We start from the raw sequence: 25658 nt of genomic DNA, 5'->3' as shown, positions 1-25658 counted from the left end.
TTTTGCATTTTTTTAATCTCGAACTGATAATTTTCTTACTAAGCTGACGATTTTTTTATATAATTACATAACCTAAATTTATCGGCAGGGCCTGGAGGCCATGATTATCATGAGCCAGGAGCAGATTTTCGGAAGAAAAACCTTTAGATGAGTCTGCTTCAAGGTCCTCAAACGATAGAAACAGCAGGATGCACATTCTGAATTGTGAAGTTTGCGTTTTGACTGATGGTTTCTCATTCCAAATTCTCACTGGACAAGGGAAAGGGAGAAATAGTATCTTTAAGGAGAACAGTATGGAGAGAGGCATAAAAGGTATGGAGGCAAAAAGAATGAATCGCAGGTTCATGCTCCTGACAGTTGCTCTGATTTTCAGTCTTTCAATGATCACAGCAGGTTCAGCGCAAAGTCCGAGCTCGGGGACCCGGATACCCCCGGAGGTTATCATGAAAGTACCGGAGGGAGTGAAAAACAGAAAAGCACCTGTTCCCTTCCCCCATGCCAAACATAAAGACTTCGATTGCACACTGTGCCACCATAATGCTTATGAAACCCTGGTCATGAATAAATGCTCCGCGAATGGCTGCCATTCCAATGCCCAAAAGCGAGAAGGGACCGATTCATTCTATGGTGCCTTCCATAACGTGTTTGAACAGCACGACCGCAGTTGTCTGGATTGCCACAAAACCCGGGGAAAAGGTCCAACCTCCTGCAAGGATTGCCATCAGCAAAGATAAGCGCCTATGCGAACCCGCTCCGGCGGTATTTTGGTGGGGCATAAGCCCCACCCTCCATTTTATCAGGAGGCAGGAGTCAGAAGTCAGAAGAAAAGACAGCCTTTATTCTGACTCCTGACTCCTGACTCTTACCCCCCTTTTCTCTTCAATTTCTTCCGTAGGATTTACAGAATGGTGCCGAATAAAAAGTAGTCCCTGCTTGCATACTGTCTTGTTTATCTTTCGTGAGCAATACACCATTTGGCGGTGCGCGCGGCCCTGGAGGGCCGCCTTCCCTATGTAAGATAGCTATACGTTATCGAATAGATACTTACCGAGAGAGTGCCATCGGGGTGAACAGTGAGCCTGTTACCAAATCATATCATATGAGCGGAGATACACCAACACTTCCTGGTAGTTATCGTCTAATTTCCAGGCAATCATTAGCATTGAAAAAGGAGGTCTCAGTTATGAAGAGTTTAAAGACAGGTTGTGCACTCATCATTTTCCTGAATGCCTTTACTCTCATTCTGGCAGGATGCGGCAGCAGCAGTGACAAAGATGATGATAATCCGCCTCAAACCGGAACCACGGTTATCAGCGGGGTTGCATCCAAAGGTCTTATCAAGGGAGGAAATGTCAGAGCCTATGCTCTGAATGCGGATGGAAGCACAGGAGCTCAACTTGGCACAGCGGTGACTGATCAGGAAGGCTATTACTCCATCAATCTTGGATCGTACGCCGGTAATGTTCTGGTTGAAACAACCGGCGGCGTATATACCGACGAGGCGTCGGGTGACGCTAACGTTCCGGCTCCTCCGCTGCGGGCAGCATTGACCAATGCTCAGGGGAACGTTTCAATCGCCATTACTCCCCTGACTGATATTGCAGTCCAGTGCGCAGGCAGCGCCCTGACCGGAGACAAGATCGAAGGTGCCAATTACCTGGTTGGCGCAGCCTTCGGCATCCAGGATATCATCGGCACCAGACCTCACGATGCCACCAGGGTACCGCAATTGGGAGCGCCGGATGGCGGCATCAGGTATGGGCTCCTCCTTGCATCCCTGTCTCAAATGGCCCAGACCGAGGGGAAAAACGTAGGGGAGGTCATCAGCGATATCAGGACCGATCTGCTTGATCAGAAACCCGATGTTGAAGGGCCTAAGCTATTGAACGCTTTCACTACTTTTGCCGCATCTAACCAAAACCGTACCCAGATCAGGGCAGTGCCTCTATTGATAGCGAATGCCATCAGTGATGCTATCGAAAACCCGATCACTCCTCCCAACTGGGAGCCCGACCCGGCGGCGGCAGGCTTGATAAAAGCCAAACGGCTCGTGGCAGACCTTCGCAATACCGCCCTTTCTCTTTACAATTACCAGACCGGCGAAGTAAAGGATGTAGTAAAGACACCGTTCGTCAATCTCGCCCAGGAACTGGAGAGCGGTCTTGGTCCAAACCTTGCCTTCAATACCCAGCGGATAGGCTGGATAGTAGATTGCACCAAGCTGATAATCCAGGATATCACGACTGATGAGCCCCTGGCGGCAGAACGGAAATTGGACCCCGAACCCACCTATACCTATACGCAAGGCGACCTGAAGCTGGAACTGACATTAGTTGAGTGTGACAATAATGTCGGCTATTGTTCCGTAACCTTTACGGTTACCGATACGGGTCAGGAGCCCGATGCAGTTCTCGACAGCGGCGCTCTGACCCTGACCGCCAATTCAGCCGGAAAAATTGTCGTCGGCGTATTTACCGGCTTCATGACAACCCTGTCGAATGAGAAACTGGTGGTTAATCTGAATTATAGCGGCATCTATCAAGATACCCTGCTGGCCAGGATAATCCTGACAGGTTCCATCATAATCCCCGGAGGGTTCACGTTTGATTTCGCCAATGACGGGAGAAAGCTCGAAGTAAACTTTGCCAGCACCCCTGAGGGCAAGTATATCCCCCTGCCTGATGTACCCGTGCCCAGTGAAGATGAATGGAATGCATGGACGGAGGAATACCTTCAGGAAAATCCTGAGATGGAAAATGCCCTCCCGCCTTATCCGGACACTGCCAGCATCCCGGACAAGGTGTTCGCATCCTTCTATCCCACCAGGCTTTTCTTTTCAGGCAGAGCCAAGAGTAATACAGCTCAGATGGATGGCAATATCATCATCTCGGATATGACCTGGTACGAAGCTGAGTCGGATGATCAGTCGGTTGTCGCTGTCGTGCCCCAGTCAGTCCGCTTTGAGGGAACATTCCAGGAACTGAAAAACAACGCCTCAACCGGCGCTAAATTTGCCGGAAGCATAGTCGGCACCTGGCAAAATGCTGATACTTTCAATTGCTGTATCCCGCAAAGCCCGACCAATTACCCGGAATGGACAGCTACCTTCGATGGTACGGTCGCCATACCCTCGCAGCCTGTCCTGACTGCATTCCTGAGCGTGGAACAGACCGGATACCGGCTAGCTGAAGTGGAAGTCTCCTACCGGAAAACCTATAGTAACGGGACGGTCATATCACTTGAGGGAACCGCCACGATTAACGACCAGACCAAACAGTTGACAGCCACCCTCAGCAACCAGGAAAACATGCAGGTGACTATCTGCTATGATGACACCAAGCCGAAGAACAGCAAGCTCAGCGGTTCGATCACTACCGCCAATGGCACAAAAATGGCGGACCTGTATACCATAAGCGGTATGCCGACTGTCAAGTACACTGCGGACGATTATATTGAATCAGTCTTTTAGCAAACCGGTTGCCAGCCACATGAGGGCGGCCCCATGGGCCGCCCTTATTTCCTGGGTCTCTCTCTCCTTCTGTCTCCTCCTGCCATCCTCCGCCCGTGCCCAAAATCCCCTCTCAGGTTTCAACCCCGCCACCCTGGCAGGTGAGACCAGGGGTGTCTTCCTGGAGGCCAGGGCTTTCTGCGCAGAGAATACCCTCACCCTCCAGCCGCTGCTCATCGGGGATCAGAAAAAAAGACCATTCAGGCCCGGCAGCAGCAATACAGCCGATGGAGCATGGAAAACCGCATCCGGCCTTATCTGGCACGGCTGGAAGTTTGCAGCCCTCTACCGCGGCGAGATATACCTGAAAGCCAACCGTGACACTCTGGAGATCCTGCGGCTGATAGACCAGAAGAAGAACCTGCCCGTTGGAAGAGAATACAAGATAGACATTCAGGCCAGAGGATTTTCCGCTTTCGGTGTCGAAGTGTCGAAAGGGATGAAATTCAACATCCTGGTCCCCGGATTAACCGCAGGATTCACGGCCCGTTACCTGCAGGGCGAGATGATTCAGGAGGGGAAGATCGAAGGCAGGATAATACCCGTAAGCAAAAAAAGCTATAATTTCGACCTGTCCATTGACTATGTTTATGACGATAACCTTGTCTATGACCGCCTGGAAACGATCCCCGGAACGGGTACCGGGTACAGCTTCGACTTTGGCCTGCAATATGTCATGAACACATGGTTCCGGGGAGAGATCCTGTGCAGGGATATCGGAGGCAGGATGTTCTGGAAAGATGTACCCTACACCGACGCCAATGCCAGCTCGAAGAACAGAGAATACGACAGCCAGGGCTACCAGATCTACCGCCCGACCATTCGCGGCTATGAGAGCTACAAGGACTATGTCCAGAAGATCCCGCTGAAAACCGATATACTCATCTCCTGCCAGGCCGGACCTTTTGCCCTGACCCCTTCGGTCAGTTTCATCGACAGCAGGCCATTCCCCTGGATCGACCTGAGCTACCGGAGAGTGAGCCACCGGAGAGGAAAAAATTTCTCCCTTCATACAGGATACAACCCCGACTATCGGGCTTACTCCCTGGGAGTAGCCTACGGCAAGGTCTCACTGACCATATCGGGAAGCGATACCGATATCAACACCACCCAATTCCTCGGCCTCATGCTCTCGCTCCAGTATCCCTGGTAACGGGCAGCCTCTTTCTCTCACTCCCCACCTGGAAAGTACCTCCACCAAAAGCCCCTTACAACTTTCCCGGCATGGGAAACTTCTGTCTTACTAATTCTAACAGCCGGGATTCGATGACCTGAAATGCCTCCGGCCTCGGAGAGGACGTTGGGAAGCTTTGGTAAACCACTGTCTTCTCTCTTTGCACAGGCTGCTCGCCCTGCGTGATCCTGACAGATAGCGTATAGGGGTAATATCTCTGCCCAGGGGCCGCTCCCCCGTAAGTATCTTCAAGATCCACAAAACGTGTCTGATATATCAGGCCGATTAACCCGTTGACTTCATCCTTTGATAAAGGTGTCTCCATGGTCGTAAGGTCCTGTTGTGTCCAGCAGGGAGATTGAGCAACCCAATACCTGCACTTCTGATCGGTGTCTTCAAAATAGGTGTAAACCAGTTTTGCCTGGTCTATCCTGATGTTTACATATGTTGCCTCGGCTGTAAAGCCGTAGGTCACGGATAACTGCTCTTCCTCAATTTCCAGACAGGATGCCTGACCCACGTAGCTTTGAAATAAACACAGGGCATCCGCCGGGGTAATATGGCCATCCTGGTTTACATCAGCACATTTCGGACAGGGGCCGGACACAAGGTAACACTTGAAAGCGATGAGAGCATCCGCCGGGCTGATGACTTCATCCCCGTTGAGATCACCGTTGCAGACAGTTACCGTGAAATGGTATTCGCTGGAGCGGCCAAAGCTATCAATGCCTGTGACTCTGACTATTGACTCCCCGACCGGAAATTCGGATCCGGAAGGCGGATCATAGATAAACCTGACATCATTGGAATCCGCTGGCAGGGGATACGTTACCGGCGTTAAAATGCCGGTTGTAGAAACCGTGATATCAGATGGAAGGGCGAGCGATAGTGACCAGGCACATGGAACATGTAAGAGTATGGCTATGATGGAAGCCATGCGCATGAGGCGCATGGGTAAAGCCGAAAGCTTTTTCATTTTTTCCCTCCTGTGCAGATGAAAACAATGACACGCAATCTCCTTGTCATAATTATTATAGCAAATTATTACCTTTATTAATATTCCTGTTTTTAACTAATATTGGGAACCCGTGCCGGACATAGGAGTACTTGCCTGCAATTATGCATTCGTGATATAAACTCGGACAATATTTCTTGATAAGGTCTGCTTAACCGCATTATCTCAATTAAGAGAAAAATGGTATAATAAAAATATTGCAGGCTGTTGAGGGAGAAATTCAATGATTTGCCGGATAGAGACATTGAATTATCGATGTTTACGATATATTGATCAGCGATTAGCAAATTTCGAGGTACTGGTGGGTCCGAATGCCAGCGGGAAAACGACATTCCTTGATGGAGTGGCCTTTTTGAAGGATCTTGTCACCAGTGGCCTGGATGTTGCCATCCGGAATCGAACGGAAAATTTCGAGGACCTGATATGGAACCATTCCGGTGATAAGTTCGAGTTGGCCATAGAGCTGAAAATCCCTGATGAACTGCAAAAACAGATTGCCAGGTCGTTTTCAATCATACGATATGAGGTTTCCGTTGGCTTCGACAGCATGGATAAGGAACCGTCAATTCTAGCTGAAAAAGTCCTTCTCAAGGAAGAAGAGGACGAAAACCGCCAGGGTATGCAGATGAGGCTTTTCTTTCCTGTAGAGCCCACCCCTCTGGACACGTTAATCACAACGAGGGCGAAGAAGAACATCAGGACAGTGGTCAACAAGGTCAGGGGGGAAATGATAATTTCTACTCAGAAGTTTATAAGAAGGGGGGCAGGGGGTGGGCACCTGCCTTTCGGCTTGGTCCCCGGAAATCGGCCCTCGGAAACCTGCCCGCGGATGAATCGAAGTTTCCGGTAACCACATGGTTAAAGGATCTTCTGACCGATGGGGTTCAGCAATTGATGCTGAACAGTCTCCTGATACGCAAAGCAAGCCCTCCCGGACAACCGAGGGGATTCAAGCCGGATGGTTCTAACCTCCCCTGGGTGATTGAAAACCTTAAAAAAACATCTCCCGAACGGTTCAAAGAATGGATTGGTCATGTGCGGACCGCACTTCCTGACCTTGAAGATATACGCACGGTCGAACGGCCGGACGATAAACACCGGTATTTGAAAATTTGCTATTCGGGCAACCTGGAAGTACCGTCGTGGATGGTTTCGGATGGAACCCTGCGGCTCCTGGCCCTCACCCTTCCAGCATATCTTCCTGATTTCTCCGGTATATATCTCATTGAAGAACCGGAGAACGGCATCCATCCACGTGCAATAGAAACTATGTTCCAATCCTTATCCTCGGTCTATGAGGCACAGATTCTTTTGGCCACGCATTCTCCAGTGATTCTCAGCATGGCCGAACCTGATCAGATCTTATGTTTCTCAAAAACAGAAAGCGGGGCTGTAGATATTGTACGGGGAAAAGAACATCCGAATCTCCGTGACTGGAAGGGGGAAACCAATCTGGGAATAATTTTCGCCGCAGGAGTCCCCGGATGAGAAGGGGGGAATCAGATCTGGTTATTCTGGTTCCAGATAAAAATCTGGAAGCGACCGTGAAAGGACTGCTATCCCGGCGCCGATCTCTGAGCATACGACAACTGAAATTTATACCCTATGTCCATCCTGGACGTGATTCCGGATGCTTTCGAGAGAGCCACATTTTTCTTCGCACTTTTACAAAACTTTATGCTCATGCTCTGGTCCTGTTTGATCGGCATGGTTGCGGGCATGAAGATAAATCAAGAGAATCATTGGAAGGGATAATGGGAGGGGAAAAATCCAAACCTTCGGACCTGGCTCTGCAACCAGGGGCTCTGGCAGGAAAATGCTCTCAAACCAGCCGATCCCAAAGAGGCGGTAGAGCTGGCTCTCCGCCTGGCTAAACTTGTTTCTTTCCATAAATGCACTGACGACGCATTCATAAAATTTAAAAGGACATTACAAAAATGGTATCCGGAAAGCAAGCCTTTGGAAAACGAAGTATCGGGCGGCTCCCGGACACCTGAGCCATAGCTGAAACGCTACAATCTGCTTGTAACTTTTCCGCACATAGAATATAATTTTTCCAAAATGGCACCATTTGGCTTGGTCTTTCACAGGATGGGAAAATATCATGAATACCTTGTTCACACTGGCCCTTGGGGCGATGACATTTTACCTTGGCCATAACTGCTATGCCAGGAGAATTGACCGAAACATTATCAAGGCTGATCCCCGGAAGATCACACCGGCCAGGATGTACATGGATGGTGTGGATTTTTCTCCGGCCAGCCGCTATGTTTTGTACGGATTCCAGTTCAAGTCCATTGCCGCTGCCGGTCCCATTGTGGGGGTCATTACCGCGGTCAGTCTGTGGGGGTGGATGCCGGCGCTCATCTGGCTGCTTGTCGGCGTCAGCTTCATCGGCTGGGTGCAGGACTATTGCAGCATGATGATGTCGGTGCGCCGCGATGGTGACTCGCTCAGCGCCACGGCCCACAAGCTGGTCTCTCCGGCCAGCCGCTCCATCCTGCTGATTTTTATCTTTGCCTATCTTCTTGTTGTGGCCGGGGCCTTCGGCAATCTGATGGCTTCGGTCTTTTCCAGCACGCCGGGTGTGCCGATGGGCATTGTTGCCCTGGTCGTGGCCGGTCTTCTGGGCGGCCAGATGCTCTACCGATGGCGGATTGGCCTGGCAGTGACCACGGCGGTTATCGTCGGGCTGACCCTTCTGGCCATTATCCTTGGGCCCACGCCGCAGGTGAGCGGGCTGGTGAACGGGGTGAACAACGCTCTGAACGGTTTGACGGGCGGCCAGCCCCTCTACTCGGTCTTTGATCCTATGGCCAACGGCTATCTGAAAGTTACTCCCAGCTATGTTTTCTGGCTGCTGTTCACCATTCTCTTCTGTTATCTTGGCGCCACCCTGCCCATCTGGCGCTATGCTCAGCCCATCAACTATATCGGCTTCTGGGTTATGGCCATTACCCTGATCGGCGGATTTCTGGGCGCAGCCCTGGCCTTCTTTGTCAGGCCGGAGCTGGCTACCTTCACCATGCCCGCCTTCAAGGCCTGGGATGTGGGGACCAAAGGCGCATTCCAGCCGCTGTGGCCCATGCTCTTCATCACCATTGCCTGCGGCGCTGTGTCCGGCTGGCATGGCCTGATCTCGACCGTGGGTACGGCCCGGCAACTGGAGAATGAAACCGATGCCCTGCCCGTCGGCAGCGGCTCCATGTTCAGCGAGATGCTGCTGGCTGTTCTTTCCCTGATGGCCATTTCGGTTGCCGGGAAGGGCGGCGGGGCCGCAGCCTTTGCCGAGGGCGTGGGCAACTTCCTGTCCATCTTCGGGCTGGACCCCAAATACGGCAGTTCGATCGCCTTTGCCGCGTTCGTGATCATCATCATTACCATGCTGCAGCTTGCCATCCGCTTCATGCGCGTCTCCCTGGCCGAGTGGCTGGGCCAGAGCCTTCCCTTCATCCACAATATCCACCTGGGCACGATCATCTCCTCAGCCCTGGTGTTCTTCGTGGTGCTCTCCGGCACCTTCACCTACCTGTTTCAGCTCTTTGGCGGAGCCAATCAGCTCATGGCCTCACTGGCCCTCATGCTGATAACCCTCTGGCTGGTTTCGGAGGGGAAAAAAGCCCTCTGGGTAGCCCTGCCCATGTTCTTCATGTATGTAACCACCGTTGTCGCCAACCTGATTACCGCCTGGAACCTGTACATCACCGTCGTGGCCCCCAACTGGGGCAAACCCGACTACAGCGGACTGGCCATTACCGGCGCACTGATCCTGGTGGTGCTGGCCTTCTTCCTGGTAGGCGCAGCCCTCTTCCTGGCATGGGAAGGCTGGAAGGCATACCTGCGGCTCAAGGCCAGGGCCAAGGCCCCGGCGGTGGGGCCGGTGGCGGCGTAAGGCTGCGGGGAGACTTAGGGGCGAGCATTACCATTTCTCACCTTGAGGGGCAATGCCATTAGCCTCAGAGGTGGAAAACAGGAATAGATAATGAAACATATCAAAGAAGACAAAGTGTTAGATTTTTTTTGCATCAGATTCGAGAACGGCTCTGTGACCACCTTAAACTGACTATCTTATTTGGATCAAGAGCCCGGGAAGATGAGGCTCAGGATTCCGACTATGATGAATGGCACTTACAGAAGCCTAGTTGGAACTCATCCACCGCGGCAGAAGGCAGGAGCGTTATCTTTCAGGGTGTAAGAGCATCATTGCCCCCAAGAGGGAGATGAGATCGGATTAGCCGTATGATTCGTTCTGTAAGTGCCATTCGTGTTAACCTGTAAAGGCTGGTCCTCCTGAAAGCCCCAATCCCAACAATCCTGAGAGGTCTGCATATCTGCCAAGGTTTGAAAATCAGCCAGGGATTGTTCCTGCCTTGCTCATTCTCAGAGCGTGGTGTATAATTTCCTGAAAATCTGATTCTGAAGAATGGGTGTTACCCGGTTGAGGAAGTCGGCGTTTTACCGCTGCGTTCCAAAACATCTACCCTGCACTGCAGGTACCCTATACAGTAAGTTCCGCCACTTATAAGGCAAACAGATGTATTCGATGGTCGCTGACGGAGAGGGGTGGGGGTTTTTGTCTCACCAAATTCTTCAGCAGCCTCATGGATAAGGGGAAAAAGCGTGCCGACGATAAAGAAAATCGTGGCCACCCTGCGCCGGTGGGCCAGGGTGCTGGGCGATGTCTGGTACGGGATGACTGCCTACGGCTTTGTCGTGAGCCTGAAGCATGAGCGGGCCTATGTGGAGCGGATATTCATGCTCATGCTGGTGGGCGATCTTCTTGGCCTGCCCATTCTGCCGCCTTACTACTCTCTGCGCATCATCCCCTACATTCTGCCTTCGATCAACCGCTGGCGGGCCGGGATGCTGCGCGAGCGGGACATTGTCGATATCCTGGGGGAAGGAGAGAGTATCGGATAAATCAAGATCGCTCATATTGATAAGACAACACACTATTTGATAAGCATTTAGATCCCGTCTTAAAAAGCATTAGATCAAAATCCAGGAGTCAACATTCAAAATAGGCAACTTTAACTCTGAGCAAGTAGATGTTCTCCATTTCCCCTGCCAGAGGGGCTCCCTGTTTCTTGATGAGGAGGGTGAATACCAGCCATCACCCCCACCCGGCCTCCCCCCTCAAGGGGGAGGAGTGTAAGGGAAGCTCCCACCCCAAGGCAGGCAGGGGATGCTCCCATACAAGTTGGAGCTCTCATACGAGTTGGAAAACATCTGCTGAATGAGAGGAGTCAATCGCTATGTCAGAAGCACCAAAATCAAAAACGCCAAACTCAGAATCGCCAAAGAAAGCAGGTTTCTTCCGCAAATCCTTAAGCCGGGCCAAAGAGCTGGTTTACGGCATGGCTGCCCACGACATGACCCGCCAGGCCATGAAGACGCGGGCCAGCATGGAGCACCTTTTCATCCTGATCACTATGGGTGACCTCCTGGGTGTGCCCATTCTGCCGCCGTATTATTCCCTGCGCCTCCTGCCCTATGTGGTACCCCAGATCAGCACCTGGAAGCGCCGGATGCTGCGGGAGAAAGACCTGACCGACGCTATGGCCTGAGCCCGAAGGCTGCGACAATGTCAGGATGGATTTGAAATGGTGACTTGAGGTTAAAGAGAAGGTAATGGAGGCATGGATTAAGATATGGACAAAGAGACAAGAGATTATATTGATGAAAGATTGACTTGTTTTCAAAAAGAGATTGTCCATCAGTTTCACATCATAGCTGAGGATGTTGTTAGTAAGGTTCAAGTAGTAGCTGAGGGAGTAGCCACTGTAAATGAAAAGCTCGATAGGCGGACAGATGAATTGGACCAAAGGATCAATGAAACCCAGGCTATGATGGTTAAGATGAACAAGCATCTGAATAAAAAGATAGATGAAACCACCAAAGAAGTAAAGGAACTTAAGGCTGATGTAACTGTATTAAAGGCTGATGTAATTGAACTTAAGGCTGATGTAATTGAACTTAAGGCTGATGTAATTGAACTTAAGGCTGATGTAAGGGAACTTAAGGCTGATGTAACAGAAATTAAATCTGATATGAAAGAGCTCAAAGCTGATATCCATAGGGTTGAGGACAAAGTAGAAACAATCGATGGCAGGCTCGGAGAGCATGAAAGGATTATGCATCGCTTCTGACAGGCAAAAACCAAGAGGAAACATCTCGATCAAAAAGTATATCAACGATATTCTCCATCAGGGCTGCATACTTACCGATCCAGAGGAGTCAGGAGTCAGAATTCAGAAGAAGGTATGGGCTGTCTTAAGTGAGGAGTTCTTTTACCTTCTCCTGGCTCCTGGCTTCTGACTTCTGACTTCTGGCTTCTAGCTCCTGGCTTCTGGCTTCTGACTCCTGACTTCTGGCTTCTGACTCCTGACTCCTGGCTCCTGAGCAAAAAGTTCAATATTCACCTATTCACGGTATAATAAGCTTTAGTTTATAGCCGAGGAAATAGCCGCTTTAGATGAAAAGCTTGATAGACGAATGGATGAGTTAGGCAGAAAGATTGATCAAAAATTCATCGAGACCCAGGATATGATTCAGGCAATGTGCAAGCAACTGGTTGACAAGGACTCGTGATCCTCAAGGAGAAAAAAATACCATGTCGTTACGAGAAGTTTTTGAGCAAAACCCCGACCGCCGCTATATCATGTTCGGCGGGAAAGGGGGGCTTGGCAAGACTACATTTTCCGCGGCCACGGCCTACTGGCTGGCCAAAACCGGCAAAAAGGTGCTGGTTTTCTCCGTGGATCCCCAGGCCAGTCTGACTGATATCTTTCAGCAGGATATCTTTGGCCGGGGGCCGGTGAAGATCATGGATAACCTCTGGGCTCAGGAAGTCGATGCAGACCGGCGCATCAGGGAGTATCAGCAGGAAATCCGCCAGAAGATACTGGACATGTACGGCTTTGACAAAGTGCCTGACGAGATCGAAAATTATCTTCAGGCCGCCGGTGCGGAACCGGCAATGGAGGAGTCGGCCATTTTTGACGCGGTGGTGGACATTATCAAGGAAGGCAGCTATGATTACTACATCTACGATCTGGTGCCCCTTGGGCATGCGCTCTATTACCTGAAAATGGCCCGCATCTATGACGAGTGGATCAACAAGATCACCAGCCTGCGCGAAGAGATGGCCGAATACGACCGGATGGCTTCGGTGATGAAGCGCGGCCAGGAGACGGAAGAGGATAAAATCCTCGAAGAGCTGGTATACATCAAGCAGCGCATCAATACCTCGTCGCAGATCCTCACGGACAGGCAAAAGACCGCCTTTTTCTTCGTGGTCGTGCCGGAGGAAATGATTATTCTCGATACTCAGAACGCTGCCCGGCTTTTTGCCGATTACGTGCCCATTGCCGGGTATGTGGTCAACCGCCTGATACCCGATGAACTGCTCAAGCAGAATATCCCCGGTTATCTCAGGCACCGCATAGCCATGCAGAAAACCTATGTGGATAAAATCGGCGAGGTCTTCGGCGACAAGGTCAAAGCTTTCGTACCGGAGCTTGAGCGGGATGTGACCGGTCTGGCTATGGTCGAGAAGCTGGCCCATATTATGTACGGCGATTTTTAGGCGATCTTCTGTCTCACGCTCTCTCCAAGGAGTTGACACAACCATGAGTGATATTGATAAATCAATGAAATCCTACGTCCGGGATATTTCTACTCTCAAGTATATCTTTTTCGGCGGCAAGGGCGGGGTAGGAAAAACCGTCATGGCCGGGGCCACTGCCCTCTGGTACGCCAGGCATGGCCGGCGGACCCTGCTGGCCTCGACCAACCCGGTGCACAGCCTGTCAGGGCTTCTCTCCCAGGATGTCTTTGGCCGTCCCACGCCGGTGACCGGCGCAGCCAATCTCTCTGCCTATGAGATCGACACAAAAGACACTATCAGCCGCTCCAAGCAGGAAATCAGGGATAAGATCCAGTGGTTCCTCAAGTTCGCCGACATCAGGACCAAGGCGGATGAATTTGTGGAGTCAGCCACCATGAACCCTGCCTTTGAAGAGTCGGCCATGTTCGAGAACATGATCGATCTCATGTTCCGGGACGAATACGAGATCTATGTCTTCGATACCGCTCCGACGGCCAATGCCCGGAGGCTGCTTGGCATGTCAAAGGTCTACAGTCTCTGGGTCAACAAGATGATGAAATCCCGGCAGGAAGCAAGGTCCCTGCGTGAGATGCTCTCCTTCAGCAGGAAAAAGGAGGCGGATCCCCTGATGGATTACCTGACCGGTTTCCGGGACCGCATGGAGCATGCCCGCGTCCTTCTTACCGATGCGGCCAGGACCAGCTTCTTTTTCGTGACCCTGCCTGAGGCCCTGCCCATCGCCGTAATTTCCCGCTTTGTGGAGTGGTTTCATGACTTTGGGATTCCCGTGGGCGGTGTTATTGTCAACATGATGATCGACAGGTCCATGATACCGGAAGGCGCAGCCGAGTTTGTCCAAAGCCGCGCCAGAATGCAGGATGAGCATATGAAGAGCATCAGGCAGAAGTTTGGCGGCCAGGTCCGGGCCGTTTTGCCGCTCCTTGAGACCGAAGTCCGAGGCGTGCCCATGCTCTCGCGGACGGCTGATTTGCTGTTTGTTTAGGCAACTAGCTTCAGTAGACTATAATAGGCTAATATCAATTTAAAACGTTATTGACAAACGTTCCCATTATATGATATCCATAAAAAGAGTTGTTACATTCGGAAGGTTATTTTAATAATACTAATTTCTCAAGGTAAATCGATAATGTGTGGAGAAAAAATTACTGACTCGATCCCGCGCGTGACCATTGAGCAGATACTTGAGGTTGCTGCCCTGCTTTCTGGATCAGATAGTATTTATACATTCGATCAGGTACGCCAGCATTTGCATCAAAGATCGGTACGTCGAGCACCTGCCTCCCGCGAGGCCATGTGGACGGCCGCTCGCGACGCTCTTTCTGACCTTCAGAGGCTTGGCTACGCAACAATCGGCGTCTTGCCACGTAAACGATCTGAAGTAAGCTGCCTGCGTGAAACCCCGTGTAAATTGACTGATCGCGGATATACTCTTGCTCGTCTGTACTTAGATAACTCAGAGCGAGCTTTCGATGAACTCTTAATTACGTGGATGAATGAACATCCATACTTTCGAATCCTTATGACACGCTTGCTCCGTGGCCCGCTCTACATACCAGATATTACAAGTATAAAGCAATTAAACCCTAGCCAGGCGCAAGGTGAGCATGTTGCGGAACGCGTTATAGTGAGCTGCATGACTCGGCTTGAAGCAATTGGTTTTGAGAAAAGTAAGAGAGAGATATTTTCTCAAGTAGTCCATGAGCGCATAGAATATCTGAGTGCCAAGTTTTCACTGAACGACCTTGATCCGAAGAAAAGGATTGATGCTATTGAAGATGGTGTCGTTATCCCCTCGTTTCTGGCGGCAGAAGAACTGCCCTTTGACACAGTAACTTTTCAGCACTTAATTAAAGTGTCTCAAAATTTTTTCTCAGCATCATGGACTTCCTCGCATCCCGATTTTGATGGGCGCATAGTATTCGCCACGTGCGAGTTTCGGCCAGATATACTGAATGAGCAAGTACCTGTAAAACAGGTGGTTCACCACGGAAGGACTTTTGCGCAGGGTAATTTTGAGCATGCACTTTGGCAGAGCTATTATCACCTTGCAGGTACTCAGGGAGGTTATGTCGATGCCTATTCGCTTCGCGCCTTAGTTTGCCTTGGGTTGGGAATCCAACCCCGTGTCTTCAACCTCTGCTTAGAAGATATTATTCACGCAGGTCAAGCGAGTAGTTTAGTCATTTACACAGAACTACCTTTTAAACCGCCGCCTCCAGGTGAAGACTATGTATCAATCGGCAATAAACGGATCGGCCTGATCAAGATCAGCGTACCTAAGGAGAATGAACATGCTGCTGAAATCATATTACGAAACTCAATACGGTCTTAAGAAGAACCCTTTTCCGGGCAGGGCAACATACAGCGAGGATACACAGGGCATCTATGTACCTGAAATGTTTGGACATCAGAGAGAAGAGTTCCTCCGGAAATTTATTCTTGCACCTCTTGAGAACGGACAACCCCTCATCGGTGCAGTGTGGTCAATTGTACCTGGTGATCCGGAGGCACGTGGATTTGGCAAATCAACGCTCATGGGAGAAGAGGCGAAACTCATAAACTGTGACTTGGGTCGAAGCACCTTGGTAGGTCTTGGTGTATCTGAGGAGGATGCACAGGCTAATCCAGTCCTTGCAAGTTATGCTTCTTTTAACGCCAAAGCCTATGGGGGAATTGCAAGTATTGATGCTGTTGCTTTCCATCTTGCCCGATTTATCCTCCGTGGGAAAGATGCGTCCGGAGAGAGCGTGCATCAGCGACTTTTTGAATTAGCCGCAGCGCGCTTGATTGCTCAGGGGAAAGCATCAGCAGTCAATGAAAGAGATGCTCTTGTTGCTTCAGTGCGAGAGAAGGTTCGTAGTTTTGCTGTACCGATTGATATACGAAATCTACTTGAGGATTATCTCTTCCTTTTGGCGTCACCCGATACCGATGAACTTCAACGATTTCTTGTAGATGAAGTTGGTACCTGGCACCACGATCGTAATGGCCTTAAGTATTTACAACTACTTGTTATATTTACGGAACTTGCGGGGATCGAGCATCTTACCTTTTTTATCGATCAGGTTGAAGATTTTACCGCAAATGCCAACTCCGGTAAGATACTGAAGAACGTTAAGATTATCAGGGACGCCCTTCTTGAAACTGAGCCTTTCTCTTCCCGTGCTTCCTTTGTATTTCAGCTTCATCCCATAGCATGGGAACGGTTGAGTGTTGCCTGGACACACGAAGATCTTCGATCGCTTCATCCAGATGATCCTTTAAATGCATCGGTTGTAGTTGTTCTCAAGGGTCTGGAGACTTTTGATTCAGCACGTCTGCTTGCTGATCGCTGTCTGAATGATGCATCTGTTGCCCTGCCGACTCGCCAGGGAGGTATTTACCCATTTACTGATTCAGCCCTGAAGCAGGTATGGGAAGCCACTAAACCTAAGCCACGTAATTATCTTAGTGTACTTTATGGATTACTCGATCTTGGAAAAAATGAACGTCAGCCCCAAATTGACGACTCATTTGTGAAACCGAAACTGGAAAAGTTGGTCTCTTCAGTCCGTGAGATAGATGGTGAAAGTGGACCCGTCATGAATTATGATCGACTTGCCTGACAGGTGGAGTCGTGTGGTGGTTCAAACCAGTACTTCGAGAATTTAATCCACTCTTATCTCCAAATCTCCTGGATATTGTTGCCCGGGCTTATGCCCTCATTGAGGTTGGAGGACTGACCGGCTGTGGAGCACAACGCGGCAGGAATTTTGAACAACTCTTTTACAAACTCTGCCGTAGCCGCAGTATCCATCTTTGTGAAAAGGCCGGGGCACGAACAGTAGCAGGAAATAGAAGTGCATCTCGTTTACCTCATGAAGTTGATGGGATCATACATTCCAGTGCGTGCGTTACGCAGTGGGAACTCAAGCACCTGAGCACTGAAGTCCCGAAAAATGAGCTACTTATATTCAACGGGAAATGTCTCGACTTCCTCCAGGGAAGCCAGCCTTACTTGGCCCAAACGCCAGTCCTTCGCTTCTTGCTTACCGGCTCAAACCTGCGCGATGAATGCAGATACTTTGCTATACTGTGGAGCATCATGGTCATTGAGCCTTTCCGTTTACCAGTGCCACTTTTATACGAGGCTGTGGCACGAGGTGCTGCGGAGTGTCTGAGTTCAGCAGATTGCGATGTTGTTCGTGATCGCATCTGTTGGGCGTGCCGTTCACTTCAAAGCGTTATTAAGGAATTGTTTCACTGGACAACTGTACCTGAAGGACCAGTAAAGTGCGGCCCTGGTGTTATACGAATCGCCAGAGAGATTCTCGATGTGCAGGAGCAAATAGGTGCTACCGTTGTCGATTACCTTGATGAACACTTTCCAGACTGGATTGATAATGCAGCCGAAGAGACTTGGCATGCAGTTGGAGGATGGTAAAGTACAACGAAAGCAGTGAACGAATAATCCCAAAATAATTCTCGCCCGCATGTTCCCTTTGTATCCTTCAGCTCCTGAAGGATCAGGAATCACAGTGCAGATCTTTCCCTCCTGACTTCCGATAGACTTCTGAACAGTGCCCTGTGCACTATTACGAGCTCCGTGGAATCAGGAGCTTTCTGTCGAAATCGAGAGCCTTCTCTTGAAATATGGAGGTTGTAACTATCATGAATAAAAGACAGCTTATCCTTCTGTCCATCGGAAGTCTGCTGCTGGTTCTGGCCGCGGCTATGCTGATATGTCTCGTGAATCACCGGAGCAATCTTTCCGAAGAGCAGATTCAAAGGAGAATGAATATACTTCACGGGAGTGCCGCAGTTCCAGTGGCTCCGAACAGGAGTGAGATTATGGCTGAAGTTGAAGGCGTTGAAAAAGGTGACTTTCCGATCGTGCACCTTACCCTTCAGATCATTGAATCCAGGGATATCAGCGAGTTCAATAATCTCCTTGAGCCGGGCAGGACAATCGAGGCTTCTCCGCAGTATGTCTATGAGTATCGTGCCGGTGCCCGGCAAATCGTATTGACCGATCCGCAGAATATCCGGAATTTTCAGGCCTATTACCTATTCCCCAAAGACCGGTTCAGAGCTATGGCCTGGGCTAAGGGCGGCCCCGGAAACCTGAACTGGTCAATAACGGACATTACCCGCATCGCCGGGCAGGAGCCTGTGTTCGGGCCGGTGGTTTCTCCATCGCCTGCCCCGATAGCTCCCAACAAGAGCAGGATAACCGGCAGTGTGTTGAAAGTTGAGAGGAAGGATTACCCCCAGGTCGAGCTGACTCTCAGGGTTATGGAGTCCAGGGACATCGGCGATTTTTACAATTTTCTTGGACCTGGAGTAACCATTACCGCCAGGCCGGAGTATGTCTATGAAAAAGATACATTTGTACCTACTGAACCGCGTAACAGCAGGAATCTTCTGGCCTATTATCTTGTAACCGGAGATATCATAGAGGCTGAAGCGAGCCTGTATCCGGGTAACGGCAGACTCACCTGGGTTATTTCCGACCTTGAGCGGGTCCCTCAGGAAAGCGAGGTGGAAAATAATGGTTCACGGTGAGAGACAAATGATAAGCATAATCCAAAGAGCCTGCCATCGGACAGCGGCCTCAATCCCTGCCCTGGCCGGGATTCTCCTGGCCGTGTTCCTGCCTGCTGCAATATTTTGCCGGGTATCCTGTGTTTTGGCCATGCCCGTGCACCCTGACCTGAAAACCGGAGTAAGGGTCCGGGCCCTGGAAATATACCGGCAGGCGAAAGAGCGCTCCCCCCGGCTTGATGCTCCAGGGATGCTGACTGCACCTTCAGGCTCCTTTCGGGCGCTGGTACTGCTGGTGGATTTTCCCGATAATCTGGGGCGGACCAGCCAGGATCAATACCGGAAGATGCTGTTCAGTCTGGGAACCTATCCGACAGGCAGCATGAGGGATTATTATCAGGAGGTATCCTACCGCCAGTTTGATCTTACAGGTGATGTGAACGGCACAACCGGGACACCTTCCGACTGGCTCAGGATGCCGCATACCTATAGCTATTACCTCGGCGGACAATCGGGGTTGGGTTCCTACCCGACCAATGCCCAGAAGCTTGCCGAAGATGCTGTCATAGCCGCTGACCCCTATGTCGATTACCGACTATACGATAATAACGGAGATGGCGAGGTGGACAGCCTCTTTATTCTCCATGCCGGAGCATGCGCGGAGGCTTCAACCAATCCCGATGCTTACATCTGGTCACACCGGTGGGAGATGGAACATCCGCCTGTTCTGGATGGCATGAGATTCAGAGGCTATTCTATGGAGCCTGAGTATACCAGAAGCCCGGGTGACAGCACGATCGGAGTTTTCTGCCACGAATACGGCCATGAACTGGGCCTTCCGGATTTGTATGACGTGGGCCACAGCGGGGGAGAAGGCATCGGAAACTGGGGAGTGATGGGTGGAGGAAGCTGGAACGGAAACCCTTCGGGTTCCCGGCCAGCTCATTTTTGCGCCTGGTCGAAAGTACAGCTTGGCTGGGTGACTCCTTTTGTCCTCAAATCGAACCAGACCGCGGTAAATATACCTCAGGTGGAAACTCAGGGTTCCATATTCCTTGTGTGGACGAACGGGGAGGTGGGGACTCAGTATTTCCTGGTGGAAAACCGGCAAAAGGTGTCCTTTGATGACAGCCTGCCCGGAGATGGCCTCCTGATCTATCATGTCGATAATCAGGTCAAGCGGCAGGATAATCCGGCCCACTATAAGGTGGATGTCGAGCAGGCCGACGGTGATTATGACCTGAACAATGGCACAAATGGCGGCGATGGCGGCGATCCCTGGCCGGGAACCAGGGGCAGAAGGAATTTCAACCAGAACAGCACTCCGAACAGCACGGATTATAATGGCCAAAAGACCCAGGTTGCCATAAAGAATATCAGTAGCTCGGCACCGACAATGGCTGCTGACTTTTACATCAGCGGGGGGAATTAACCTGATTTAAAGAAAGAAAGTGCGTGGTGTGGGAAAAAACGCACCACGCACAATTATTTACAGCATGCTTCTCACTGCCTCAAGGGCACGATCGTAATCGGGGTGCTTGGTCGTATCCGGGACTATTTCCTTATAGCGGATAATGCCTTTCTGGTCGATGACAAAAATCGAACGGGCCAGGAGCCTGAGCTCTTTGATCAACACTCCATAGGCCAGGCCGAAGGATGCGTCCCGATGATCCGACAGGACCTCCACATTTTCAATGCCTGCGGTTGCGCAAAACCTTTTGGCCGCAAAGGGAAGATCCATGCTGATATTGATCATGGCCACATTTTGCGGAAAAGTTACCGCTTCCTGATTCAATCTCCTGACCTGTAAATCACAGACAGGCGTATCAAGCGACGGGGTTGCACTGATAAGCACTGTTTTCCCGGTAAAGTCCTTCATGCTGACTTCCTTTGGCTCCTGGTCAATAAGGGTGATGCAGCTCAGGGCTTTGAAATCGGGTGCCTTGTCTCCGACTTTCAGATCCGCGCCAAGAAGCGTAGCCGGTTTTCCACGAACAGTAACTACACCTTTTCTTTCCTGCACTTTTCTCTCCTCCATAGTTCGTCCTCGCGTGATTGATATGCCAGCCAGGGCTTTTTACCCTGCCAGCGAAAAATACGGAATATCTTGCTATTCGGATAAAGAGGGTTTTCTGTATGACAGAGGAATAATGCTTGACGAAACGCCGGGCTCTGGATTAGCATAATAGGAATGTTTCAGTGATAATGCCGGGAGGCATGCCAAGGAGCATGCCCTAAAACATACCAAAGGACGACGTATTACAACTGCCATATTGATACAGAGGCAAGAAAGGAAAAAGCAGGATATGTGTGACGGACACAAGAAATGCCAGAAGCCAAAGGACGCAGCCGATAAACCCGAGAACTGCCAGGATGAACAGATCAAAAAGTGCCACGGCACGGCCAGGAAGCATCCGTGCTGCAAGAAAGATGAGAAAAAGTAAGGCAGCATGCTGCGAGACGATTCCTGACTGAAGACAGGGAAAGTATCAAAGCTCCCCGTGGGAATCCCCTCACTGAAAAACCTTATCGGACAGCGATATATTCGGCGAAGGAACTGGATTCAGGAACAGGCAAGTTGTCCTCAAGTAATCCATGAACATGCATTTCAATCGCTTCGTGCATGTTCTGTTCCGCTTCTTCGCGGGTAGCACCGGTTGCAACGCAGCCCGGCAAGTCCGGTGAATATGCTGAATAATTATTGTTTGCCTTTTCAATCACAACAGGGAAGCGGTAGATGGTTATGTTTTCTCCTTCAATTTTGCCTGTTTCAGGATGCTGTTTAAAGTACCAGGCCATCAGCTTCCATCAATTTTATAATATCACGCACTTTCATAGCCATAGTTATTATGATATGGTCATTTGCTGATAAATGTCAAATATAAACTGCCAAGGTCAGATGTTCCCCATCTTGCAGAGAAGCATCCAATACTCCTCCCCCTTGATGGCGAAGGGGCGGACAGATTTATTGTTCCCTCTTTCGGGGAATTGCATGGCAGCCTCGGTATCCACACCAGCGAAAAACCCTGTGCTGATGCCTGATCCGACTTCTGGCTTCTGGCTCCTGAGCAAAAAGTTCAATATTCACCCCTTCACAGTATATTCAGGATGTGGCTTTCCGGTCAAACCGCGATGCGCAGGCTCCTGAATGTGACCTGTGTGCAGACGATCTATGGCCAGGCCAAAAGTATCGAGGGCTTAAAGCCTGCCGAGCAGGGAATCAGGCAGGGCCTGCGGCAACGCCACCGGCTGGGAGACAAACCGGACGATTTTACCATCATAAAGATGCCCAGAGGATTACCGAAAAGTTTTCTCCCCTGCTTTTCTCTGTGGCTCTGTGTCTCAGTGGTGTCTATTTTTTAGGGGAAGCGCACATGAAAATCGGCTCTTTTGAATTCAATCTTCGCGAGCTGGCCGGATCGATGGGCGATTTCGGAACCCTGCTGCCTCTGGCTGTCGGCTATATCACCGTCTGCCGGATGAATCCATCGGGTCTTCTGGTGATGATGGGACTGGCCAATATCGTCACCGGCCTCGTTTATCGCCTGCCGATGCCGATCGAGCCGATGAAGGTGCTGGCCATAGTCGCCATTACCCAGGGCTGGAGTCCGCACAAGGTGTATACCTCTGGAATAGTCATGGGTGTGGTCTGGCTGCTCATGGGAGCAACTTCAGCCATGACCTGGGTAGCCCGCTGGACACCGAAAACCGTGGTAACCGGAATTCAGCTCTCACTGGGGGTCTTACTGGTCGTCGAGGGCCTCAAAATGGCCAGTTCCTGGTGGCTGCTTGGGTGTGCGGCCATTATCATAACCCTGCTCTTTCGCCGGAACCGCTATGCACCGGCAGCCGTTGATCTGATCATCCTCGGCATTGTCATCATGGCCTTCAGAGGGCAACTGGCCGACATAGCCAGCCCCGGACTTTCGCTCCCTCCCCTGACTCTCTTCGATCCGCGCCAGATCTGGCCGGTCTTGCGGGATGCGGGCCTGGCCCAGATTCCTCTCACCGCTGCCAATGCGGTCATAGCCACCTCGGCCCTGATCTCTCAATACTGGCCGGACCGCCGGGTTACGGAGCGGCAGTTGTCATTCAATATGGGCGTGATGAACCTGATTCTTCCCTTCTTCGGCGGGATGCCCCTGTGCCACGGTGCCGGGGGGCTGGCCGGACAATACTACTTTGGCGCACGCACCGGCGGCACCAATATTATCGAGGGCTTGATCGAGATAAGCCTCGGCGTGTTTCTGGCCGGCAACATAGCCGCGATTTTCACTTCCTTCCCGATGGCCATTGTAGGAGCCATGATGCTCATGGTCGGGATCGGGCTCATGAAATTCGCCCGCGACCTTCGGCCAAACCGTGACCTTGTGCCGGTGGCTGCCACGATGGCAGGCACTATAGTCCTGAATATGGCCGCAGGCTTTGCCGCAGGCCTCCTGGTTCACTATCTATTGATGTTGATTCGAAGCCCGCAAGAGGCGACCATCGCCGATTGATGACCGCACTCCTGACCGTGAAAGTTGCCTGGCCGGTGGAATAAAGCCCCGCCTACCATCCCCCTTCAGGGGATAACAGACCGGATATTTGGTTGGTAATTTGATTCACAACAAAGCACAGCACCTCGGATTTAAGCCGGGCTACTTTACTCATCCCTCATCCCGGCGATAAATTCCTCGGTCATGCGGTAGGCTTCGTCATCGGTGAACTGCCGGGGCGGATGCTTCATGAAATAGGCGGCGGGAGAATACAGGGCTCCGCCTTTGCCTCTGTTCAGGGCTAACTTGCAGCATCGTATGGCATCGATGGCCACTCCGGCAGAGTTTGGAGAATCCTCCACTGACAGCCGCAATTCCAGATTCATCGGCACATCGCCAAACAGCCTGCCTTCCATCCTGATGAAGCAAACCTTGTTATCGTTCTGCCAGGGTACGTAGTCGCTCGGTCCGATATGGATGTTGGCGGCATCAAGCCGCTCGGCCAGGACTGACTGGACAGCCTCTGTCTTCGATGTCTTTTTTGAGGCCAGCCTGCTTCGGTTGAGCATGTTGAGAAAATCGGTATTGCCGCCGGTATTGAGCTGATAAGTTCTCTCCAGCTTAACCCCCCGTTTCCTGAATAAATCAGCCAGGGCCCTATGGGTGATGGTAGCACCCAGTTGGGCCTTGATATCATCGCCCAGGATCGGCAGGTTTTTGCTCCTGAACCTCTCGGCCCATTCGGGATCGCTGGCAATAAAGACCGGCATGTTATTGATGAAGGCCAGCCCTGCATCGAGAGCACATTCGGCATAAAAGCGGGTAGCCTGCTCGGAGCCGACGGGCAGATAGTTTAACAGTATCTGTGCCCCTGAATCTCTCAGCGTGGCTGTTACCTCCTCTTGGGAGGATTCCCTTTCATTCGCCAGGACAAAGGTGCGGGCATCGTCGTAATTTCGCATATGGCTGGAAAAACCATCCAGGATTTTTCCCATCCTTACGTTGACGCCTGTGCGGGGGATATCCCTGCAAAATACGGCTGTACAGTTTGGCAGGGCGAAGACTGCCTCGGATATGTCCTTGCCAACTTTCCTGGTATCGATATCGAAAGCAGCGACCACTTCGATATCATAGGGCTTATATCCGCCAATATCCCAATGCATCAATCCAACGGGTTCCTGGCAGTCATTTTTTTTATAATATTCGATACCTTGAATTAATGAGCTTGCGCAGTTACCAACACCTGCTATGGCAATTCTGATGGTATCCACAACTGATGACCTCCTGAGGCACCTCATAAGTGAATCGGCTGGATAATCCGACATGAATGGATTTTTATACGGGTTAGGATATTATACTAAATATAAGACCTAATCTCAATAACAATTTTTCCGACTGGAGTGCTTGAGTTTTGACAGGAGCGGAACAGGCGGGAACTGCTGGAAGAGGGGATATCCCCTCTTCCAGCATATAATGTTATTTCTGTCTTGCCTGTCGCATCTTTTGTAAGTAGTTTGCGGCAGCATCTCTGCCGCCCAATCCGAAGGCCAGTGCCAGGGCCAGCGAAAAAGCACCAAAGAGGATGGCGAAAGCTACCGTAACTACAGAACTGGCAATGTTGAGTTGTTGAAGGGCCATGGTTATGGCCAGAATCACAACCGAGTATTTGGCGATTTTCGACAGCAGCGTGGCTGTATCTGTGCCTAATCCTGCGCTTACCGTCTTGACGATGGTTTCCAGGAAATTAGCCAGGATCCCTCCGAAGATCAGGACCACCACTGCCGCAATGATATTCGGAATATAGAGAACTATCTTGTTCAGCAGATCATAGATAATAGGCAGCCCCAGGACATCAAAAGCAGCGATGATCACTATCAGCATGAGAAACCAGTAGACCAGCATGGCAAGCACTTCCTTGGGCGACTTTTGGATGTTCCCTTTGGCCAGAAGGGTGTTGATTCCTGCTCTTTCGGTCAGGACATCAAACCGTAATGCACCGAGGACCTTGATGATCAAAGTCCTGGCGATTCTGGACAAAAGCCAGCCCAGGAGAAAAACGATAATCGCTGCCATAAGGTTAGGCAGAAACAGCATAACCTTGTTAGAGACAGCGTTCCAGGCACCTATGATATTCGAAACAACACCCATGAATCTCACCTCCTCAGGTTGAACCTTCTCATAAAGATACCTCTTACAATTATTCTATCGGTCTAAATGAAAATATTTTACTTCTCGTTACCGAAATTTTCAGCAGATTGTGATGGCCGAGTCGACCGTGGTTCACTCGACAACTGCCCTGCTGGCCACTGGCCGCTGCCTTTACTGACCAC

The 25658-nt window shown here is 50.8% G+C and carries 26 protein-coding genes; 20 read left to right on the top strand and 6 right to left on the bottom strand.

Annotation, left to right across the window (positions count from 1 at the left end):
• The first annotated feature begins 293 nt into the window (after positions 1-293).
• From AB1611_08335 to AB1611_08325, 3 genes are all read left to right on the top strand, one after another.
• Positions 294-734, top strand: coding sequence for a cytochrome c3 family protein (locus AB1611_08335; protein MEW6379603.1), 441 nt, complete (start codon positions 294-296; stop codon positions 732-734).
• 449 nt (positions 735-1183) lie between these two features.
• On the top strand, positions 1184-3469 hold the full coding sequence (locus AB1611_08330) for a hypothetical protein (protein MEW6379602.1): 2286 nt from the start codon (positions 1184-1186) through the stop codon (positions 3467-3469).
• 19 nt (positions 3470-3488) lie between these two features.
• Positions 3489-4661: a hypothetical protein gene (locus AB1611_08325; protein MEW6379601.1), complete on the top strand. Its 1173-nt coding sequence runs from the start codon at positions 3489-3491 to the stop codon at positions 4659-4661.
• A gap of 55 nt (positions 4662-4716) precedes the next feature.
• Here the strand turns inward: AB1611_08325 and AB1611_08320 are convergent, their stop codons facing one another.
• Positions 4717-5658 (bottom strand): dockerin type I domain-containing protein, encoded by a 942-nt coding sequence (locus AB1611_08320; protein MEW6379600.1) that lies wholly within the window; start codon positions 5656-5658, stop codon positions 4717-4719.
• A gap of 262 nt (positions 5659-5920) precedes the next feature.
• Between AB1611_08320 and AB1611_08315 the strand changes: the two genes are divergently transcribed.
• From AB1611_08315 to AB1611_08250, 14 genes are all read left to right on the top strand, one after another.
• The gene (locus AB1611_08315) at positions 5921-6547 is read left to right on the top strand and encodes an AAA family ATPase (GenBank protein ID MEW6379599.1); all 627 of its coding nucleotides are present in this window, start codon (positions 5921-5923) and stop codon (positions 6545-6547) included.
• The gene (locus AB1611_08310; protein MEW6379598.1) at positions 6517-7185 is read left to right on the top strand and encodes an ATP-binding protein; all 669 of its coding nucleotides are present in this window, start codon (positions 6517-6519) and stop codon (positions 7183-7185) included. The genes AB1611_08315 and AB1611_08310 overlap by 31 nt, the downstream gene beginning before the upstream one ends.
• Positions 7186-7801: 616 nt before the next feature.
• Entirely contained in the window at positions 7802-9589 is a 1788-nt protein-coding gene (locus tag AB1611_08305) for a carbon starvation CstA family protein (protein MEW6379597.1), read from the top strand.
• A 728-nt stretch (positions 9590-10317) separates the two neighbouring features.
• A complete protein-coding gene (locus tag AB1611_08300) occupies positions 10318-10617 on the top strand; it encodes a hypothetical protein (GenBank protein MEW6379596.1) in 300 nt (99 codons plus the stop codon).
• A 335-nt stretch (positions 10618-10952) separates the two neighbouring features.
• Positions 10953-11264, top strand: a complete 312-nt coding sequence (locus tag AB1611_08295) for a hypothetical protein (GenBank protein ID MEW6379595.1) — start codon at positions 10953-10955, stop codon at positions 11262-11264.
• Positions 11265-11348: 84 nt separating this feature from the next.
• Positions 11349-11846 carry a hypothetical protein gene (locus AB1611_08290; protein MEW6379594.1) on the top strand — a complete coding sequence of 166 codons (498 nt, stop codon included), beginning with the start codon at positions 11349-11351 and terminating at the stop codon, positions 11844-11846.
• Positions 11821-12015, top strand: coding sequence for a hypothetical protein (locus tag AB1611_08285; GenBank protein MEW6379593.1), 195 nt, complete (start codon positions 11821-11823; stop codon positions 12013-12015). The genes AB1611_08290 and AB1611_08285 overlap by 26 nt, the downstream gene beginning before the upstream one ends.
• 295 nt (positions 12016-12310) lie before the next feature.
• Positions 12311-13285 carry a TRC40/GET3/ArsA family transport-energizing ATPase gene (locus tag AB1611_08280; GenBank protein MEW6379592.1) on the top strand — a complete coding sequence of 325 codons (975 nt, stop codon included), beginning with the start codon at positions 12311-12313 and terminating at the stop codon, positions 13283-13285.
• A gap of 43 nt (positions 13286-13328) precedes the next feature.
• Complete coding sequence (locus tag AB1611_08275; protein ID MEW6379591.1) at positions 13329-14309, top strand: ArsA family ATPase; 981 nt, start codon at positions 13329-13331, stop codon at positions 14307-14309.
• A gap of 144 nt (positions 14310-14453) precedes the next feature.
• On the top strand, positions 14454-15659 hold the full coding sequence (locus AB1611_08270; protein ID MEW6379590.1) for a hypothetical protein: 1206 nt from the start codon (positions 14454-14456) through the stop codon (positions 15657-15659).
• Positions 15619-16932, top strand: coding sequence for a hypothetical protein (locus tag AB1611_08265; protein ID MEW6379589.1), 1314 nt, complete (start codon positions 15619-15621; stop codon positions 16930-16932). The genes AB1611_08270 and AB1611_08265 overlap by 41 nt, the downstream gene beginning before the upstream one ends.
• Before the next feature lie 11 nt (positions 16933-16943).
• Entirely contained in the window at positions 16944-17750 is an 807-nt protein-coding gene (locus AB1611_08260; GenBank protein ID MEW6379588.1) for a hypothetical protein, read from the top strand.
• A gap of 227 nt (positions 17751-17977) precedes the next feature.
• A complete protein-coding gene (locus AB1611_08255) occupies positions 17978-18871 on the top strand; it encodes a hypothetical protein (GenBank protein MEW6379587.1) in 894 nt (297 codons plus the stop codon).
• Positions 18872-18878: 7 nt separating this feature from the next.
• Complete coding sequence (locus tag AB1611_08250) at positions 18879-20282, top strand: M6 family metalloprotease domain-containing protein (GenBank protein ID MEW6379586.1); 1404 nt, start codon at positions 18879-18881, stop codon at positions 20280-20282.
• Positions 20283-20339: 57 nt separating this feature from the next.
• Here the strand turns inward: AB1611_08250 and tpx are convergent, their stop codons facing one another.
• A complete protein-coding gene (gene tpx, locus AB1611_08245) occupies positions 20340-20873 on the bottom strand; it encodes a thiol peroxidase (protein ID MEW6379585.1) in 534 nt (177 codons plus the stop codon).
• A 283-nt stretch (positions 20874-21156) separates the two neighbouring features.
• Here tpx and AB1611_08240 point away from each other — a divergent pair, with 283 nt between their 5' ends.
• A complete protein-coding gene (locus tag AB1611_08240; protein MEW6379584.1) occupies positions 21157-21294 on the top strand; it encodes a hypothetical protein in 138 nt (45 codons plus the stop codon).
• Positions 21295-21376: 82 nt separating this feature from the next.
• Here the strand turns inward: AB1611_08240 and AB1611_08235 are convergent, their stop codons facing one another.
• Both AB1611_08235 and AB1611_08230 read right to left on the bottom strand, forming a co-directional pair.
• On the bottom strand, positions 21377-21589 hold the full coding sequence (locus AB1611_08235) for a type II toxin-antitoxin system HicB family antitoxin (protein ID MEW6379583.1): 213 nt from the start codon (positions 21587-21589) through the stop codon (positions 21377-21379).
• A gap of 156 nt (positions 21590-21745) precedes the next feature.
• Positions 21746-21931, bottom strand: coding sequence for a hypothetical protein (locus tag AB1611_08230; protein ID MEW6379582.1), 186 nt, complete (start codon positions 21929-21931; stop codon positions 21746-21748).
• 27 nt (positions 21932-21958) lie between these two features.
• On the opposite strand from AB1611_08230, the gene AB1611_08225 reads away from it, so the two are divergent.
• Entirely contained in the window at positions 21959-22213 is a 255-nt protein-coding gene (locus tag AB1611_08225) for a hypothetical protein (protein MEW6379581.1), read from the top strand.
• Positions 22214-22224: 11 nt separating this feature from the next.
• On the top strand, positions 22225-23349 hold the full coding sequence (locus tag AB1611_08220; GenBank protein ID MEW6379580.1) for a putative sulfate/molybdate transporter: 1125 nt from the start codon (positions 22225-22227) through the stop codon (positions 23347-23349).
• Between the two features lie 146 nt (positions 23350-23495).
• Here AB1611_08220 and AB1611_08215 read toward each other — a convergent pair whose 3' ends face one another.
• Together AB1611_08215 and AB1611_08210 are read right to left on the bottom strand one after the other, a co-directional pair.
• Positions 23496-24599, bottom strand: a complete 1104-nt coding sequence (locus AB1611_08215) for an inositol-3-phosphate synthase (GenBank protein MEW6379579.1) — start codon at positions 24597-24599, stop codon at positions 23496-23498.
• A gap of 205 nt (positions 24600-24804) precedes the next feature.
• The gene (locus AB1611_08210) at positions 24805-25476 is read right to left on the bottom strand and encodes a hypothetical protein (protein ID MEW6379578.1); all 672 of its coding nucleotides are present in this window, start codon (positions 25474-25476) and stop codon (positions 24805-24807) included.
• Positions 25477-25658 lie beyond the last annotated feature (182 nt).

The organism is bacterium (assembly GCA_040755755.1).
Classification (GTDB): Bacteria; SZUA-182; SZUA-182; order DTGQ01; family DTGQ01; genus DTGQ01.
Note: the sequence above shows the minus strand (reverse complement) of the source record. Positions and strands in the feature narration are given on the sequence as shown.